Below are 17,465 nucleotides of genomic sequence, written 5' to 3'. Positions count from 1 at the left end.
TACAAAATAGGACACGATGAATAAGGAAAAATCTCGATATGGGTATAATTGTCCATATTTTGAGTAGCAGATACTTATGACTACAAAGTTCTATTTATATAAAGGAAAAAACAAAAAAGCCGAAAATGGCTGTCCATGGGTTTATGCTAATGAAATTGATGAATATGATGGAGACTATGAAAATGGTGATATAGTTGAAGTTTATAACCACAAGCACTTTTTTATTGGTAAAGGGTATATAAATGATAATAGTAAAATTGCTATCAGAATTATGACTCGTAATAAAGATGAAGAAATTAATAGAGAATTCTTCAGCAAAAGATTTAAAATGGCATGGGATTATAGAAAAACTGTTATTGATACTTCATCTTGCAGATTTATATTTGGAGAAGCTGACCTTCTGCCAGGATTAACTGTAGATAAATATGAAGATTATTATGTAATACAAATCTCAACTTTAGGTATGGATCAATATAGAGACATAATAGTTGACATACTTGTTAACGAATATAATGCAAAAGGTGTATATGAAAGAAGCGATATAAAGACTAGAGAAATAGAAGGTCTTGAGCAGACTAAGGGCTTCTTAACTGAACCTTTTAATACTGACATAGAAATCATTGAAAATGGTGTTAAATACATCGTTGATTTAGAAAACGGTCAAAAGACAGGCTTCTTCTTAGACCAAAAAGAAAACAGAGCTGCAATACATAGAATATGTAAAGATAAAGATGTTCTTGACTGCTTTACTCACACTGGTTCATTTGCATTAAATGCAGGAATTGCAGGTGCAAAATCAGTTCTTGGTATTGATGTATCTCAGCATGCAGTAGATTGTGCAACAAGAAATGCTGAACTTAATAATCTGCAAGATACAGTTAAATTTGAGTGTCACAATGCTTTTGATGTTTTACCAGCATGGTCAAGAGAAGGAAGACAATTTGATGTTGTTATCTTAGACCCTCCAGCTTTCACTAAATCAAGAAATACAATAAAGAATGCTCAAAGAGGATATAGAGAAATTAACCTTAGAGGAATGAAAATGGTTAAACCAGGCGGTTACTTTATAACATGTTCTTGTTCTCATTATATGAGTGAAGAATTACTTAAAACTACTATTAGAGAAGCAGCTCTCGATGCTCATAGAACTCTAAGACAAGTAGAATTTAGAACTCAATCAGCAGACCATCCAATACTTTGGAACTCTGATGAAAGCTACTACTTAAAATTCTTAATATTCCAAGTTATATAAAACATAGTGAGGTATATCTGAAAAATCAAATTCAGATGTACCTTATTTCTTATTTATGAACTTTATTATGGTAAGAGTTTTTTCATATAAACTTTTTAGATTCCCAATAATTCTTTTCTTTTTGGGGACAGCTAGAGCTGTTCTGTGTAACTAAATCAAAAAATTGTTTATATTTCTATCTCAGTTCCAAGCTCCTTTAATCATTCGATAATGCAAAGTGCTTTTAGTCCTTTACGTGAAAACATAAGATAGACATCTCTAAGAACAGGACAATTTTACACACGAAATACCCTCTTTCAAAAATAAGATATATCTTGACATAAAGTTAAGTCCAGGTGATAAACTATAAATAATTTATAAATTTTTTTATATACGGAGGTTAATATGGAGTTGAAACCAGAAGAACTAACATTATTAAAAAAATGGAATAAAATATTTTCTAAGAGGAAGATTCTATCATTTGTTCTCTGCATAATTTTTTCACTATTCCTGGTTAGTTATGGTGATAAATACAACAAAAACCAAGTTACTCAAAATAATTCTATAGATGAGCAAACCAATATTAAAATAAATGATGAGCTTAATAAAGCCAGTGAAGATAAGTCATTAATTGAAAATTTAGACAATGATGTAATTAATAAAAATGAAATTAAGGAAAATAATATGAAGATTTATTTTGATGATATTGAAATACCAGTTACCTGGGAAAATAACGAAACTGTTCTTGAGCTTCAAACAGAGGCTGAAAGAGGAGAAATCACGGTAGCAATGTCTATGTATAGTGATAACGAACAAGTTGGTCCTTTGAGAAAAAATTATACAAGAAACGATAAGCAGATAACCACCAATAACAGAGATATTGTTCTTTACAATGGAAATCAGATTGTAGTTTTTTATGGTTCTAATTCCTGGTCTTATACAAAAATCGGCAAGATAAATCTGTCAGAAAAGGAAGTGACTGATTTATTGTCAAATGGTGATATCACATTAAAAATAGCAAAATAGTATGGACAACAGTAATAAATATTCTTGTTAAAATGCAATATAAATAATTATAACGCAAATAATAAGGCATTTGATTATGTGAAATTTCATATAATCAAATGCTTTTTTCTTTTCTAAAAATCTAAAAAGTGAAGTTATCTTAACGTTCATATTTTTCCAATAAATAATAACTTTTTTAATGCAAGAATTAAGAAAATTATTTTTTAATCACAAAAACATATATATTATTCAAAAAAATTAATTTTCTAAATATTCAGTATATATTTTACAATTAAGTGATATAATATAACCAATATATTTTTTAAGGGGGCTATATAATGTTTACAGAAAAAATGGATTTAATATATTCTGTATTAAAAGAAGAGGGCTTTGAATTATCTAGTAATTCCTATGAAAGAGACGAATATCATATCTTTTATAAAAGCGGCCTTGTATTAACTATTGATCTTTCAACAGATAATATAACTGCAACTATGATGTATTTTGATATAAAACATGAATTTGTGTGCTACACATATAATCTTGATGTTGACAGTTCTTTTGATGATTTATTAGAACATGTTTTAAACATAATTTCTACTGATAGTATGATTTTAAAGTGGAACTTAACTCTTTATGAGATTATTCATTTATCAAAAAATATTTTCTTATCCTCAAGAGATATGAAAGAATGCAAAACAAATGAAAACTTAAGTACACTAAAAATTGATAGAATCATGAATTTTGACCAAGATTTATTTGATATGCTTTTAGGTCCATCAAATGAAAATAACCAAATAACCCTTTTATATAACAAACTTACTGCAAACAACTTTAAAATAATGATTATTTCTAAATTTAATACTGGAATATCAAATATAACTAGAGCATTATTCATAAGAGATGGTGTCTTAATTACTATTTTCTATGAGGAATCGGGCGTTGTTTTATGTGGAGATGCATACTTCCAGACTAGCAAAGCATTAGTAGAGGATGACTGCATTGATGATTCAAACATTGTTGATGATTCATGTGAAGGCTCAGTATTATACAGATTAAAATTTACTAATGAAAACTTTGAACACTTACTAGAATTAATGTCTGAAAATATAATTCTAAAGAAAATGATTAATAAAGCATATGAAAGCATCAATCTTTCAACTTCTTTGGGCTATGTAAGTGGCAAATTTCATAAAAGACTTGTATCTATAACAAATGAATTAGCTTCTGAGGACTTAGAAATGTTAGGTATGATATGATAGAAAAAATTTAGGTAGTGATATTGATTTATGCTCATATCACTACCTTTTTTAATAAAATATTATTCAAATAAATCATTAACCTTATCATTATATGACCAAGCTAAACAATGTTTAGGATAACCCTTTTTACTTATCTCTCCAACTCTATAAACATACTTCTTATTAACACTTCTTAAAAGTTCATATCTCAAAGATTTCAATATAAGTTCAACTCTTCTTAAATATATTTCTTCTAAGCCTTCTAAAGGTTCACCCCAACCTGCAATTATATAATCTGATTCACGAATAGCAGATGCTATTATTTCATCATTATAGATTACATCCTTACTGCCTTCTATATAAGCTTTTCTATTAGTCATACATTCATTATATAAATCTTCTCTAGAATATTCATATATAGTAAATAAATTAACTATAATAAGTTTTTTAACCTTTCCAAACTCATCCTTGTTATTATCTATATATTTAATTATTCTTTTATATAAACTATCACATTTATTTTTACTAATTTCTTTTGGTGCTCTAGAAATAACTAAAATAGTATTTCCTTCGCAATTAAAACTAAAAGTAGCTTTATAACACCTCTCACTTTTCTCATCTTTAACAACAGAAATATCTTCTTTGTTCACATATTTAGGATATTTGCATCTACACATAACTCTTTCCCCTTTTTTACTCACATTACTAATACCTATTTACAATAGAACTAACTTATTCCTATAATATGCCCATCAATATATTTCGGAACTACATTTGTTATATTTTTTTGAACACAGTATCCTAAATCTTCTTCAAGTTTTAAATTTAACATAACCCCATAATGTCTTGCATCTTTAATGTAACTTGTTATATCAGGATTACCTTCATAAGCCTTCATTGCAGCTTTTGCAATATCACTTAAATAAATTTTATTAGTTAAATTCGTAACTTCTTTTATTATAAATCCAGTACAAATATAATCATCCATTGAGAACTGACCATTTGTACCTGAATTAACAATTACAACATCTCTATTTTCTTCCACAAGCTTTTGGGCTACAGCTGTTGCATTAAGTACTGATCCAACATATATTTTTCCTGCAGATAGGCAACTTGTTAAAGTTCTTGTACCATTAGTTGTACTTAAAACTATGCTTTTACCCTTTATTCTTTCTTCTGTATATTCTAAAGGAGAATTAGAAAAATCAAAGCCATGAACCTTTATAGCCTTTCTTTCTCCTCCTAAAATACAATTTTCTTTTCCAAGTTCATCTTGTTTTTTAAATGCCTCTTCAACAGTAAGAGTTGGAATAACTTCCTTGCATCCATTTTTTATTGCTGCTGTTATAACTGAAGTTGCTCTAAGCATATCTATAACTACAACTATTTTATCCTTTATAATATCTTCTCTTATATAATCTGCTGAAATAATTACGTCTATATTCATTTATTATTTACCTCTACTTAAAATTCTTTCCTTGATAAACATCATTATCAATCATAGCCTTATCAATTGAATTTAATACTTCCCATTTTTTAAGACTCCACATAGGACCAATTAATAAATCTCTTGGTGCATCTCCAGTAAGTCTATGAACTACCATCTCCTCTGGAAGTAATTCTACTGCCTTACATAATAAATCTACATAGTCCTCCTGAGATAAAAATTCTAATTCTCCTCTTTCATAAAGTTTAACCATAGGTGTATTCTCCATTAAGTGAAGAAGGTGGAACTTAACTCCCTGAGCACCTGAATGAGCTATATAGTCTACAGTCTTTAACATATCTTCTTTTGTTTCTCCTGGAAGACCAAAAATACTATGTACAACAAAATCTATATTTCTTTCCTTAAGATTCTTTATAGCTTCTTCAAATACCTCTCTCTTGTATCCTCTGTTAATCTTTCTAGCTGTTTCATCATTAAAAGTTTGAAGTCCAAGTTCTACCCATACATAAAACTTCTTACTTATTTCTTCTAATAAGTCTAAAACATCATCTCCTAAGCAGTCTGGTCTTGTTGCTATTGCTAAAGCTACAACTCCTTCTTGCTTTAATGCTTCTTCATATTTTTCTCTAAGAACCTCTACAGGGGCATAAGTATTAGTGTAAGCTTGGAAATAAGCTATATACTTTCCTTCCTTCCACTTCTTAGACATCATTAATTTTATATCATTAAATTGTTTAGTTATTGAAAAATCTCTATCTCCTGCAAAGTCTCCAGAACCTCTTTCACTACAAAATAGGCATCCACCTTTGCTTATTGTTCCATCTCTGTTAGGGCAAGAAAAACCACCATCTAGGGAGATTTTAAAAACCTTTTGCCCAAATTTTTCTCTTAAAAAATAATTTAGATTATGATATCTCTTACCATTCCATTCTTTTGGCATTGCCTCTCCTCCTGCCTCTTTATAAAACTTCATCCTTATAATATCACAATATAAACTACTCGTCCTTAGTAACATCCATATTTTCAATATCTATAATATAATCACCTTCAAACTCTTTATCACTAGTTAATGCAGTTGATTTTATATGAATACCTTCCTCAGTAACCTTATCTACATCTACTGAATACTTTTCTGAAGGAAACTTTTCATCTAACTTTAATTTCATAAGTTCTCCTAAAGGGTTTTTATAAATTCTAACTGAAGAACCCCCTCTGCTTTCTTTTACTTGAACAATCAAAGCTTCATCATTATCAGTAAATAATATTTTTTCTGTACTTTCTGCATCTATAAGATCATATCCAATTATTTTATCAGCTATAGGTTTTTCAAAGATATCTTCCATATTCTTATCTTCAGTTTCAGCGCTAACTTTTCCACTAGATTTTTTGCCATCATTAATGGATGTAAAAACAATTGAAGTCTCTTTCCCATTACCTAAACTAACACCTATAGAATTACCTTGAAACCCAATATTCACATGATTAAAATCTACATTTGGAACTGTGTCCATAGTTAAAGTAACTTCATCTCCCTTAGAAAAAACTTCTTTTGGCAAATCTCTTTTTCTCAAAACTAAATCACTTCTACCAACTTCTCTATCTATGACTCTTAAACTTTCATTATCTAAATAAACCTGTTTAACATTTTTAGCCTCTATCTCTGTTATTTTGTAATAGTCATCAATCTTATTTACCTTTAATTCAATACTATCTAAATCAGCTCTTATCTCTGAATTATTCCCTCTTATAACTAAATATTTTATACGAGCATAATCAGCTCCCTCAGTTACTTCCTTTACTTTATAAGCTTTAAACTTATTATTATTCAACTTTATAACCTCTTCCTCAGAAAGTACTAAATCTTCACATAATGAGTTTGCCATTTCTATTTCTTCTTTTGATAAAGCGTTCATATATTCTGCTGCTACATATGATGCTTTTTCTCTATCGAATAACTCTTCACCCTGAAAATTTGTTTCTGAATTACACCCAATTAATAATAAACATAAAATAAAAATAATAAACTTCTTCATGAAAAACTCTCCATTTCCTATTCTTCTTAATACATTTAGTTTTCCATAAGGATTTTTTCCTTATACAACTAACTTAGAATATAGAACAAAGTGGCTGACGCCACGCTTTTCAGCGCAGGAAGTCACTTTGTAAGCCATGCAAAAAATTCTAAAAGAAAAATAATTCTTATAAAAATTCAATCTTTTGTGGCCTATAATTATTTTTTAATGCATTTGGTAACTTACATATCAAAAAGTCTGTCAAAATCAGTCTTTACTCTAAAAAAAATTTATAATTTCATATGCATTAAAAATAAAACTCCTAATATATTTGATATTAGAAGTAACTTAGAGAGGAGCTTTCTTTTGAAAAAAGAGCTTATAAAAATTTTTCAGATAGCAGTGGTTTTTATAGGAACAATTGTAGGTGCTGGTTTAGCTTCTGGAAAAGAAATAACTCAGTTTTTCACTTCTTTTGGAGTTAAAAGTTTCATTGGAATAATTCTATGTGGAGTTTTTTATGTTTTTATGGGAACTTTAATCTCTAAGATAAGTGTTAATTATAAATTAGATTCCTATAGTGACGTAATGAAAATTATTAGCCCAAATATCTTTGGAAAACTTACTGGAGTTATAACAACACTATATCTAATTTCAAGTGCATCCATAATCTTAGCTGGAAGTGGTGCTTTAATTAATCAATTTTTTGGACTACCTAAAATTGTAGGTTCATCAATAATGCTCTGTTTAGCTTCTTTTTTTCTACTTAGAGGTACTGATGGATTGATTGAGGTAAATTCTTTTATTGTACCTTCCTTAATATGTACTATGACTTTAGTTACCATACTATATTTTATTTTTTGTAGAGATATGGTAAGTATTCAAAACGTAATGAAATTTCAACCTAGAAAAGAAGGAATATTTATATCAACAATACTTTATGCTGGATATAATACCCTATGCTCTTCAGGAGTTTTAGTTCCTTTAAGCAATAAAATGCAAAAGTCTAAAACTATGATAATAGGAATATTCTTTGGAGCCTTAGGATTAACTGTATTATGTTCTATGATTAATCTTCTTCTTACAATTAATCAGCCTTATATTTATAGCTATGAAATACCTTTATTATTTGTATCTCAAAGATTTGGTTCCATTGTTGAAGCTTTACTTTTAGTTATTATCTGGCTTGAAATGTTCTCAACTGAAGTTTCAGATGTTTATTCCATAAGCAAAACTCTAGAACAAACTTTTAAAATTAAGTTCAATAAAGGAATATTTATTGTACTTGCTGTAGCTCTACCAATATCTCAAGTAGGATTTACAAATTTAATTTCAACCCTTTATCCTGCTTTTGGTGTTTTAAGTTTAATCTTTATAAGCCAATGTATAATTTTCTATGTAAAACACAAGAATGAACTTACAGAATAACTGAGTACATTGTAATCACCTCCTGTTAGACTTATAATTTAGTAAGACTAGTTTAGGAGGTGTTTTTTTGAAATATGAAAAACTTTTAGAAAGCTGTAGCCTTTGCAATTGGGACTGTAAAGCTAACAGATTACAAGGTGAACTTGGAGTATGCAGAGCAGATAATACAGTAAAAATAGCAAGAGCTGAACTTCATCTATGGGAAGAACCTCCAATATCCTGCAAAAATGGATCTGGAGCAGTATTTTTTTCTCATTGCAATTTAAAATGTGTATTCTGCCAGAACCATGAAATAAGCCAAGAATATAAAGGTAAGTCAGTTTCTATTGAAAGACTAAGTGATATATTTATGGAACTTCAAGAAAAGGGTGCAAATAATATAAATCTCGTTACACCAACTCACTATGTTCCTCAAATAAAAGAAGCCATTGACATAGCAAAAGCTAAAGGACTTAATCTTCCTATTTTATATAATACAAATGGATATGATTCTCTTAAGACTATAAAATCTTTAGATGGTTACATAGATGTTTATTTACCTGATTTTAAATACTTTAATGATAAGTATGCTCTTAAATATTCTAAGATAAAAGGTTATAAAGAAAATGAAATTCCTGTTTTAAAAGAAATGCTAAGACAAACAGGTGAGCCAAAGTTTGATGAAGAAGGACGTATTCAAAAAGGTGTAATAATAAGACACTTAATGCTTCCTGGATTATTATTTGACTCAAAAAAAGTTATAGATGAAATATATAATACATTTGGAGATAAAGTTTATATAAGTATTATGAATCAATATATACCTATGAACAAAGCTAATCTTTATCCTGAAATAAATAAATCTTTAAATCCAAAACACTATGATTCATTAATTAATTATGCTGCTACATTAGGTGTTACAAATGGTTTTATTCAAGAAGAGGGAACTGATAGTAAAAATTATGTGCCTTCCTTTGAAATGCAAGGTGTCTAAAAAAAAGTATATATTCTTAAGTTTTAAAGTTCTTAGGAATATATACTTTTTAATTTTTAATATTTATTTTCTTTTTATATAATTAATCGTTTGGATAATGGAAATTTGGTACCTCTATTCCTCTATAAGATGATGTGGAATTTGGAGGATAAAATATATTATCATATCTAAGCTCTGCTATCCTTGTAACTCCTACATATATGTTAGATATCTGATACCAAGTTGCATAATCTACTACACCTGTAGCTGGAAGGTTAAATGTCTGTTGAAAAATCTTAACAGAGTTAGCTGTTCCACTGCCATATATACCATCAACAGCAAGCTTAGGAATTAAAGGATAATTATTAGAAATTCTATTTAAGAAATTTTGTACTACTCTAACTGGTTCTCCTCTTGAACCTCTAGTTAAACTATATCCTGGATAAGATGATGGACTTCCACTAACCTGTTCTGCTCTCTTAAGCTCAATCTCATATCCATAATAATAAGTTAAAATATCATAAGGAACCCTTCCTTGGTCGCCTAAATACTTACTTCCCCATTGACTTAGCCACTGTGGACATGTAACATTCTTTCCATCACAGTACTGAGTTAATAATGGTTGTTTTCTTCCAAACCTAGTTACATATGATGAAAAAATACTATCTACTACTGCACTTATGCTATCATAAATATTTCTTCCATAATTAAAAGCATGATCGTAGGCAGTTGAACTTGTTATGTCAAAATTCTTTCCCTTGCCTCTATACCATTCTGTATAAATTCTATTTAATGTAAAAGATACTATACAGTAAACATTTGCTCTTATAGTGCTATCAGGCCAGGTTGAATATATTTCACTTGAAGCTACATTCTTTATATAGTCCTTATATCTTACTTTATAGTTTGGTGCACTAGTGTCATTAGGTCCTCCTTGATGAACTGTTATAAATTCTGGAACTACTGGCTTTGCAAGTACAACTCCACTTGATGGTGGTGGAAGTGTTTTTTCTGGATTCTCTGGAATCTTAACTGGATAATTGCCAAACAAAGTATTTGGCAATATAACTATTACTTCTGCTCTGCTTGCTCTATTCTGTGGAGCTAACTCTAAATTAACATTTTGAATAGCTGTTCTTTCTGGAAACACCTGAACATTTCTTATTAAAACATCTTGAAATCCATCCTTTTCTACTCTTATATCATAAAGGCTATAAGGTGCATTTTGAGATGGATTTTGAGAATATTCAAGTGAAGGTGCCTCTACTTCTATAGTTCTCGTTATACCTGATGAATTTGTAACTTCATCAACTCTAAAATTACTTCTTGCCTGTAAATTTTCATTTGAAGGACTTATTTTTACTCTTGAGCCTTCTACAGGCACATCACTGTCTCCTGCAAAACATTGAACTTTAATTCGTCCTATTGCCATTTATTTCTCCAATTTATTGTTATACCTTATAATCTATGACTTGATATTTTCACTTGTGAAAGATTTTAGTTGGTTTTCTAATAAATAATTTGCCAACACTATACTCTTCATAAGGTTTCATTCTATAATCTGGTGCATTTATATTTATAATATTTAATTCCTCAATTAACTTTTTAAAAGCTTGATTTAAACACACTTCTCCATAGCCCCAACTTGTATCAGGATAACTTACATCTGCTCTTTCCCTTTTTGCACCTAAAATCAAATAATTTTTTAACCTATCTCCATAAAGAAATATATCATTTTTCTTTATAATGCCCCATTGCATCATAAGTGCACATATTCCAGCTACATGTGGAGTAGCCATAGATGTACCAGTTTTTCTATCATAACCTCCACCTGGAACTGCAGATGCTATATCCTCACCAGGTGCAACTAAATCAGGTTTTGCATTGTCATAAGGAGAAACCTTTCCCCTTCCACTAAAAGATGAAATTCTCATAGTCACATAATTATAGCTTCCAACAGTTATTACACCTGGCACTGTACCTGGTATTCCTAAAGTATTATTAATTTTAGGTTGTAAGAATTTAGTTCTCTGATTAAGCCCCTCAAGTACAGGAAGCCACATATCATAAACTCCTGAGTATCCATTTGTAACTCTTAAAATGATGATCCACTGTCCTGGAATAATATAATTCCCGAAGCTAGCTAAGGATATTCCTATTTCTCCATTTAAATCAAAGGGTTTTGGACCAGTGTTATAAATTTGATATCTATTTCCTGCAATTACTCCTTCTTTATATCCTTCCTGAATCTGAATTAAACCTGTGCTAGCTGAGTTTGGTGCTATTAACTCCAAAGTTAGGCTGGAAAGTATGGATTTATATAAATTAATTACAACGCTGGTTTCATCACTAGCCACATTAAATCTAATATAATTTTCTCTACCTAAATTTGAAGAAACATGATGATCTGCATCTCCTTCATTACCAGCAGCCACAACAATAGTTATTCTTTCTAAAGTTGCAATAGTGCTTATATATTTCTCTAAAAGACTGCTTCCATTATGTGCTCCATCATTTGTGCTTAAACTTAAATTAACAACTAAAGGCATTTTTAATTCATAAGCCCTATCTACTAAAAACTTTAATCCTTTCATTATCTGAGAGCTTAAAGCAAAGTTTCCTCTTGCACTTTTAACCATCATTATAGATGACTTAGGAGCAACACCATAAAGATTTCTTGGAATTCTTCCTCCTGCACAAGCTATGCCAGCTACATGAGTGCCATGTTGTGTAACATCATTAGAAGGAATAGATGAGTAAGGATTGTTTGTTCTAAGTGCTTCATTTATTTGAGCGTTATTATAAACATTTCCTCCCGTACTTAAATCATAAATATACTTAATTCTAGAGGTTCCATCCTCATTTCTAAAGGCTGGATGGGTAAAATCTATTCCTGAATCTATAAACCCAATAACTACTCCTTCTCCATCTACATTATATTGATTTCGTGCACTTTCTACGCAGGAACTTGTATTACTATTTATATCCGCTAAGTATAAACTCTTTGGAAGCTCTATATATTGAATATCAGTGTTTTGCGCAAGTAATATAAGATTTCTAGCATCAATATTTACTATGGCAAAACCATATCCTAAATCTTCTATACTTCCTCCTATCCTTTGAACATATGTCTTAACTTCATTAAAACGCTGTCCGTACAAAATTGTAACTTCTATCTTTCCACTTGCATCAGTAGACATGGTTGATGCTAGATTAATCTTGGATAATAGTTCTCTAGGTATATTTTTAATTAAATTATTTACAGAATTATTATTTTCTATAGCCCCTCACCTCAAAACAATTAATAATATCAATATATGAAAAAACAGGCAGCATAGTTCTAAAAACTATACTGCCTGCTATTTTTAAAATTATAAAGCTATTTCTAATCTTTCTAACTTAGCTATAACCTTTATGTTATTTAATTCAACAGTCTCAGTCATAACTGATCCTGCATTACTTATAAGAAGTGCTCTGTTATTTCCTAAAAGTTTTATTTCTCTTATAACTCTCTTACCTTTAGATTCAACTAAAAATACTCCATTGCCTGCTTCTTTAACTAAGTGACCAAAGGCAATATCACCCTTCATCATTCTAGAACCAGACATGTCGTTATCAGCTATTTTTAAGTACAAAACTTTATCAGCTGCAAAACCTTCTACCTTATTTGAATGATTTGGAAGTTCTTTGCTTCCTAATACATTCTTTAAAGTATAATCATATATATTAACTGTTTTAAGCACTGATGAAAATGCCTCTGTCCATACTTCTGAAGTTTCTCCTAATGTTCTTGCAATAACTTTAGCAGTTTTCTTATCTTCTTTAGCATGAATTTTTGCTTCTTTTCTTTCTTCCATTAAAGCATCATCTGTTACAACCATACTTATGTCATTTAGGTCTACCTTTAGAATCTTACCTGCTCTTTCTATTAAACTTTCTTGAGCAACTCTTCTTCCGCCTTCAACTTCATTTATGAATTTTTCTGATACACCTAATTTTTTTGCTAGTGCTTTTTGAGTAAATCCAGCTTTTTGTCTTGCGTCTCTAATTTTCTCCCCAACTCTACTCATAAATATCTTCCTTCCTAATTTCTAGACATAAAATCTCTTTCTCTTATTAAATGTTTTAAGAGAAATTCTAGTGTCCACTCCCTTGTTGTTGGAGTTACTGTAGCTAGTATTCCGCCTTTAATTTCACTCCTAACAAGGCTTATTATTTTATGTAATTCTTGAGATTCACAGTTATTAAATATAATAAACTTTTCTTCTGGCATATCAGATTTATATTTTTCAAATCTGAATCCATCAATTATATCTTTTATCTTCATATCCCACATCTCGGGCTCAAGTTTTACTATTTTAAGGTTTGCTATCTTAAGCTTTTCTAGTTCTTCATCAGAAAGTTTGTAAGCTAAAACACATTTACTATTTTCAAGCATACCTTTCACCTCAATATTATTCTATTATTGTAGGTTCCTTGTAGTCTTCTCCAAATGTTTCAACTGTTACTTTTTCCATAACTTGATCTTCATATGGCTTATCATTCCAATCTCTTGCAGCATTAACTATTTCATCTGCTACTTCTATACCTTCTATAACCTTACCAAATGAAGCATATTGATCATCTAGGTGTGGTGAATCTTGTACCATTATAAAGAATTGGCTTCCTGCTGAGTTAGGATCCATAGTTCTTGCCATTGAAAGAACTCCTCTTTTATGTTTTAATTCATTTTTGAAACCATTTCTTGAGAATTCACCTCTTATGCTGTATCCTGGGCCTCCCATTCCGTTTCCATCTGGATCTCCACCTTGAATCATGAAACCTGGAATTACTCTATGGAATATTACTCCATCATAGAATCCCTTATCTATTAATGAAATAAAGTTATTTACTGTATTTGGTGCTATTTCAGGGTAAAGTTCTGCTTTTATAACCCCACCGTTTTTCATTTCTATTGTAACTATTGGATTTTTCATCTAATTTTCTCCCTTCGATTTCTTATATTACTATTATTATCATATCTTTTCTTTTAAATTCATTATATATACAAAACAGGGTATATTCAAGAAACTAAAAAAAATCACTATCTAGAACATAATTCTAAACAGTGATTTGGCTTATCCGAGTAAAAATTCATGCTATTCTCCTTTTTTATGTCTTTAACTAATTCTGAAATGCTGTTCCTAAAACTACTCTCATATAATTATTTGCTCTTGATAAATTTTTCACATTAATACGTTCAAAAATTTCCTTTCTAGCAGTTCCATAAAGAACATCTCCAAATAAACAATTGAAAAATGTTGCAGGCACATCCTCTACGCCTTCAAAATCTAAAACTATATTTTCATCTGCACTTCCCTTAATTTCTCTTCTTAATAAAATTGCATCCTCTACGTTAAAATTTTCCCCCAAAAATTCTCTTATTTTAATTTCCATAAATAAAACCCCTTTTCCTCAAATATTCTGAAAATTCTTTCTAAAATTATAATACCAAGTCTTTTATTGAATGTCAAGTTTTTAACAAACTTTTTTTCATTTTTTTTCTATTATGTTTATAAATGTATTTCTAACTGATTATTATGTACTTTATCCACTTGGAGAATTATCAAAAATACTTATAATAAAAGAACTTACATATCAAAAAAATATGTAAGTTCTTTTATTATAAGTTTAATAACATTTCACTTAGCTCTATCATTTTTTCATCATCACTTGAATTATATATTTTTACATATCCCTTTTCAGTTCCATCAGTCATGATATCAAATTCTTCTAGCTGTCTTCTTAATTCTTTAGAAGTTCCAAGTCCCCCATCAATAACTGGTACATCTTCACCAACTATTTCTTTTATAATATCCTTAACAAAAGGGTAATGAGTACATCCAAGTACAACTGAAGCTATTTTTTCATTTTTATAGACTTCAAATTTCTTCTTTAAATATTCTTCAACTTCTGATCCTCTAACATTACCATGCTCAACAAATTCAACTAATTCAGGACATGGCATTGAAATGATCTTATCTTTATTATCATATCTATCCACTAGATTCTTAAATTTTTTTTCTTTTAATGTTAAAGGCGTTGCCATTATTATTATTAAGCCTTCTCTGTGAAGCTCTACTGCTGGCTTTACAGCTGGCTCTATTCCAATTATAGGTATTGAAGGATATGTAACCCTCAAAGGTGCAACAGCTGCACTAGTTGCTGTATTACATGCAATAACAATAGCTTTTGCTCCTTTTTCAATTAAAAAATCAACTGCCTTATATGTTAAATCTTTTATTTCGTCTACTTTTTTAACTCCATATGGTGCATTTTTTGAATCGCCATAATATATATAATGTTCATTAGGCATAAGTTTTACCGCTTCTCTTAAAACACTTATTCCACCAACCCCAGAGTCAAGAAAGCCTATTGGCATATTCTTTTTATTCAAAATATATCACTCCAATTATTTTTTTCTATAATTATTTTATTACTTTCTGTTAAATAAATCTATATATATTAATAAATTCTACAAGGTTCATATATATACGTTTCTTGAGATTCTAATATACTTGTATATTAAAATCATCATTTAAGCTATTTATTCCACTTTTTAATACCTTCATATGGAATAAATGTAAATTTTATAGTATGATTTCTATATAAATTTAGTATTGGAGGATGCTTATGAGAATTGTTCCTATAGAAAGTATACCAGATGGTTCTATACTCGGAAAAACTATTTATAATAATGAAGGTATAACATTACTTACTGCTGGTACCATCTTAAGCTCAAATATTTTAAAAAAGATAAAAAATTATAAAATATATTCTTTATATATTATTGATAAATATAGTGAAAATGAAATTGAAGATATAATAAAGCCAGAATTAAGGCAAAAAACAATACTTTCTCTTAAAGAAACATTTGCTTATCTATCTTCTATAGAGAAAAATAAGACTAGTATAAAAGAAATGTGTAAAAAAAGTCATTACTACTATGAAAAAATTGAAAAATTAGCAGAAGAACTTTTAGATGACATCTTAAGTAAAGAGGATATACTTGTAAATTTAATTGATATAAAAAATATGGATAACTATACTTATCAACATTCTGTAAATGTTGCTGTCTTATCTATAGTAATTGGGGTTGGATTAAAACTTAAAAAAAGTACATTAATTAATTTAGCAATGGGGGCTCTTCTTCATGATATAGGAAAGGTGTTTATTCCAAAAGAAATTCTTAATAAACAAGGTCCTCTTACAGATGAGGAATTTTTAATAATAAAAAAACACCCCAAGCTAGGATATGACTATTTAAGTAAGCATTTTAATTTAAAGACATGCAGCCTATTAATATCATTACAACACCATGAAAGAATAGATGGCACAGGATATCCATTGAATCTTAAAGGTAATAAAATAAACTATTTATCAAAAATAGTTTCTATAGCTGATGTATATGATGCATTAACTTCAGATCGTTCTTATAAAAAAGCATTTTCATCAAGTGATTCCTTAGAATTTATTATGGCTAATGCAAATTCTATGTTTGATCTTGATATAGTTTCAGTTTTTTCAAAACTAGTTGTTCCATTTCCCTTTGGCACAATAGTTCGTCTTAGTAATGGAGATATTGGAGTTGTTCAAGAAACTCCTACTAATTTCCCACTACGTCCTGATGTGAAAATAATTGAAAGTTCAAATAAAAATTATGAAGGTACTTCTATAAGTTTAATTGATGAACTATCTTTAGTAATTTCTGAAGTTAAAAATGATTATGTAAAAACTGATTAAGAAACTATTGATGGAGTATTATCTATTATGTACTCTGCTTCCTTATAACTTTTTGCTTTAAAAACAATTGTCCATCCGTTTTTATCGTATTTTCCAGCGCACATTAAGTATCTACCATTTTTATTAGTATAAATACCTCCTTTATCAACAATAAGACTTCTGACTTCTCCTATGTTCTTTAAGTTTAATTTTACAAAGACATCATTATTATACATTAGTATTCCTCCATAGCAAACATTTGTTCTTACAATATTATACACGAACTTTCGTTCGCATGTCAATTATCAAAATATATTTTTATATTAATTCTCGTATTTGAAATACTAAATAGTGTAGACGAATATTTATATATTTTTCTACTAAACCT

Annotated in this window: 18 protein-coding genes; 6 read left to right on the top strand and 12 right to left on the bottom strand. The window is 29.2% G+C overall.

All coding sequences use genetic code 11. From position 1 onward, the window contains the following. The first annotated feature begins 76 nt into the window (after window positions 1-76). From BM384_RS09075 to BM384_RS09065, 3 genes are all read left to right on the top strand, one after another. Window positions 77-1,252 carry a class I SAM-dependent rRNA methyltransferase gene (locus BM384_RS09075; protein ID WP_090013033.1) on the top strand — a complete coding sequence of 392 codons (1,176 nt, stop codon included), beginning with the start codon at window positions 77-79 and terminating at the stop codon, window positions 1,250-1,252. 384 nt (window positions 1,253-1,636) lie between these two features. Then, the gene (locus tag BM384_RS17930; RefSeq protein ID WP_207650713.1) at window positions 1,637-2,257 is read left to right on the top strand and encodes a cyclophilin-like fold protein; all 621 of its coding nucleotides are present in this window, start codon (window positions 1,637-1,639) and stop codon (window positions 2,255-2,257) included. A 317-nt stretch (window positions 2,258-2,574) separates the two neighbouring features. After that, window positions 2,575-3,495 carry a hypothetical protein gene (locus BM384_RS09065; protein ID WP_090013031.1) on the top strand — a complete coding sequence of 307 codons (921 nt, stop codon included), beginning with the start codon at window positions 2,575-2,577 and terminating at the stop codon, window positions 3,493-3,495. A 62-nt stretch (window positions 3,496-3,557) separates the two neighbouring features. On the opposite strand, the gene BM384_RS09060 is transcribed toward BM384_RS09065, so the two are convergent. The 4 genes from BM384_RS09060 to BM384_RS09045 are packed head-to-tail and all read right to left on the bottom strand — an operon-like array spanning window position 3,558 to window position 6,957. Beyond that, the gene (locus tag BM384_RS09060) at window positions 3,558-4,154 is read right to left on the bottom strand and encodes a DUF1643 domain-containing protein (RefSeq protein ID WP_090013029.1); all 597 of its coding nucleotides are present in this window, start codon (window positions 4,152-4,154) and stop codon (window positions 3,558-3,560) included. 50 nt (window positions 4,155-4,204) lie between these two features. Beyond that, window positions 4,205-4,924 carry a 2-phosphosulfolactate phosphatase gene (locus BM384_RS09055; protein ID WP_090013028.1) on the bottom strand — a complete coding sequence of 240 codons (720 nt, stop codon included), beginning with the start codon at window positions 4,922-4,924 and terminating at the stop codon, window positions 4,205-4,207. A 13-nt stretch (window positions 4,925-4,937) separates the two neighbouring features. Beyond that, a complete protein-coding gene (locus tag BM384_RS09050; protein ID WP_090013026.1) occupies window positions 4,938-5,864 on the bottom strand; it encodes a tRNA modification radical SAM protein MnmL/YtqA in 927 nt (308 codons plus the stop codon). Between the two features lie 55 nt (window positions 5,865-5,919). Then, entirely contained in the window at window positions 5,920-6,957 is a 1,038-nt protein-coding gene (locus tag BM384_RS09045) for a hypothetical protein (RefSeq protein WP_090013024.1), read from the bottom strand. 345 nt (window positions 6,958-7,302) lie between these two features. Here BM384_RS09045 and BM384_RS09040 point away from each other — a divergent pair, with 345 nt between their 5' ends. Continuing rightward, the gene (locus BM384_RS09040; RefSeq protein ID WP_090013022.1) at window positions 7,303-8,364 is read left to right on the top strand and encodes a YkvI family membrane protein; all 1,062 of its coding nucleotides are present in this window, start codon (window positions 7,303-7,305) and stop codon (window positions 8,362-8,364) included. Between the two features lie 67 nt (window positions 8,365-8,431). Next, window positions 8,432-9,337 (top strand): radical SAM protein, encoded by a 906-nt coding sequence (locus BM384_RS09035; protein WP_090013021.1) that lies wholly within the window; start codon window positions 8,432-8,434, stop codon window positions 9,335-9,337. Between the two features lie 82 nt (window positions 9,338-9,419). On the opposite strand, the gene BM384_RS09030 is transcribed toward BM384_RS09035, so the two are convergent. The 7 genes from BM384_RS09030 to murI form a co-directional block, all read right to left on the bottom strand. After that, window positions 9,420-10,748, bottom strand: coding sequence for a peptidoglycan-binding domain-containing protein (locus BM384_RS09030; RefSeq protein WP_090013019.1), 1,329 nt, complete (start codon window positions 10,746-10,748; stop codon window positions 9,420-9,422). Window positions 10,749-10,797: 49 nt separating this feature from the next. Continuing rightward, on the bottom strand, window positions 10,798-12,516 hold the full coding sequence (locus tag BM384_RS09025) for a S8 family serine peptidase (protein ID WP_090013017.1): 1,719 nt from the start codon (window positions 12,514-12,516) through the stop codon (window positions 10,798-10,800). 171 nt (window positions 12,517-12,687) lie between these two features. Continuing rightward, window positions 12,688-13,386 (bottom strand): helix-turn-helix domain-containing protein, encoded by a 699-nt coding sequence (locus tag BM384_RS09020; protein ID WP_090013016.1) that lies wholly within the window; start codon window positions 13,384-13,386, stop codon window positions 12,688-12,690. 14 nt (window positions 13,387-13,400) lie between these two features. Beyond that, the gene (locus tag BM384_RS09015) at window positions 13,401-13,754 is read right to left on the bottom strand and encodes a DUF3783 domain-containing protein (RefSeq protein ID WP_090013014.1); all 354 of its coding nucleotides are present in this window, start codon (window positions 13,752-13,754) and stop codon (window positions 13,401-13,403) included. Window positions 13,755-13,770: 16 nt separating this feature from the next. Continuing rightward, entirely contained in the window at window positions 13,771-14,292 is a 522-nt protein-coding gene (locus BM384_RS09010; RefSeq protein ID WP_090013012.1) for a peptidylprolyl isomerase, read from the bottom strand. A gap of 187 nt (window positions 14,293-14,479) precedes the next feature. Continuing rightward, complete coding sequence (locus BM384_RS09005) at window positions 14,480-14,752, bottom strand: STAS-like domain-containing protein (RefSeq protein WP_090013011.1); 273 nt, start codon at window positions 14,750-14,752, stop codon at window positions 14,480-14,482. 226 nt (window positions 14,753-14,978) lie between these two features. Next, on the bottom strand, window positions 14,979-15,752 hold the full coding sequence (gene murI, locus BM384_RS09000) for a glutamate racemase (RefSeq protein ID WP_090013010.1): 774 nt from the start codon (window positions 15,750-15,752) through the stop codon (window positions 14,979-14,981). Between the two features lie 236 nt (window positions 15,753-15,988). On the opposite strand from murI, the gene BM384_RS08995 reads away from it, so the two are divergent. After that, complete coding sequence (locus BM384_RS08995; RefSeq protein ID WP_090013008.1) at window positions 15,989-17,098, top strand: HD-GYP domain-containing protein; 1,110 nt, start codon at window positions 15,989-15,991, stop codon at window positions 17,096-17,098. Here BM384_RS08995 and BM384_RS08990 read toward each other — a convergent pair. Next, on the bottom strand, window positions 17,095-17,313 hold the full coding sequence (locus BM384_RS08990; protein WP_090013007.1) for a hypothetical protein: 219 nt from the start codon (window positions 17,311-17,313) through the stop codon (window positions 17,095-17,097). The genes BM384_RS08995 and BM384_RS08990 overlap by 4 nt on opposite strands. Window positions 17,314-17,465: the final 152 nt, after the last annotated feature.

The organism is Clostridium sp. DSM 8431 (assembly GCF_900116755.1).
Taxonomy (GTDB): Bacteria; Bacillota; Clostridia; order Clostridiales; family Clostridiaceae; genus Clostridium.
This window is presented reverse-complemented; position numbering and strand designations above follow the sequence as displayed.

What these genes read in the sequence shown, in the direction of transcription:
- BM384_RS08995 (WP_090013008.1), top strand. Translation starts at nt 15,989, where the DNA reads ATGAGAATTGTTCCTATAGAAAGTATACCAGATGGTTCTATACTCGGA.
- BM384_RS17930 (WP_207650713.1), top strand. Translation starts at nt 1,637, where the DNA reads ATGGAGTTGAAACCAGAAGAACTAACATTATTAAAAAAATGGAATAAA.
- BM384_RS09005 (WP_090013011.1), bottom strand. Translation starts at nt 14,752, where the DNA reads ATGGAAATTAAAATAAGAGAATTTTTGGGGGAAAATTTTAACGTAGAG.
- BM384_RS09060 (WP_090013029.1), bottom strand. Translation starts at nt 4,154, where the DNA reads ATGTGTAGATGCAAATATCCTAAATATGTGAACAAAGAAGATATTTCT.
- BM384_RS09065 (WP_090013031.1), top strand. Translation starts at nt 2,575, where the DNA reads ATGTTTACAGAAAAAATGGATTTAATATATTCTGTATTAAAAGAAGAG.
- BM384_RS09020 (WP_090013016.1), bottom strand. Translation starts at nt 13,386, where the DNA reads ATGAGTAGAGTTGGGGAGAAAATTAGAGACGCAAGACAAAAAGCTGGA.
- BM384_RS09045 (WP_090013024.1), bottom strand. Translation starts at nt 6,957, where the DNA reads ATGAAGAAGTTTATTATTTTTATTTTATGTTTATTATTAATTGGGTGT.
- BM384_RS08990 (WP_090013007.1), bottom strand. Translation starts at nt 17,313, where the DNA reads ATGTATAATAATGATGTCTTTGTAAAATTAAACTTAAAGAACATAGGA.
- BM384_RS09025 (WP_090013017.1), bottom strand. Translation starts at nt 12,516, where the DNA reads ATGTCTACTGATGCAAGTGGAAAGATAGAAGTTACAATTTTGTACGGA.
- BM384_RS09075 (WP_090013033.1), top strand. Translation starts at nt 77, where the DNA reads ATGACTACAAAGTTCTATTTATATAAAGGAAAAAACAAAAAAGCCGAA.
- BM384_RS09030 (WP_090013019.1), bottom strand. Translation starts at nt 10,748, where the DNA reads ATGGCAATAGGACGAATTAAAGTTCAATGTTTTGCAGGAGACAGTGAT.
- BM384_RS09055 (WP_090013028.1), bottom strand. Translation starts at nt 4,924, where the DNA reads ATGAATATAGACGTAATTATTTCAGCAGATTATATAAGAGAAGATATT.
- BM384_RS09010 (WP_090013012.1), bottom strand. Translation starts at nt 14,292, where the DNA reads ATGAAAAATCCAATAGTTACAATAGAAATGAAAAACGGTGGGGTTATA.
- BM384_RS09015 (WP_090013014.1), bottom strand. Translation starts at nt 13,754, where the DNA reads ATGCTTGAAAATAGTAAATGTGTTTTAGCTTACAAACTTTCTGATGAA.
- BM384_RS09050 (WP_090013026.1), bottom strand. Translation starts at nt 5,864, where the DNA reads ATGCCAAAAGAATGGAATGGTAAGAGATATCATAATCTAAATTATTTT.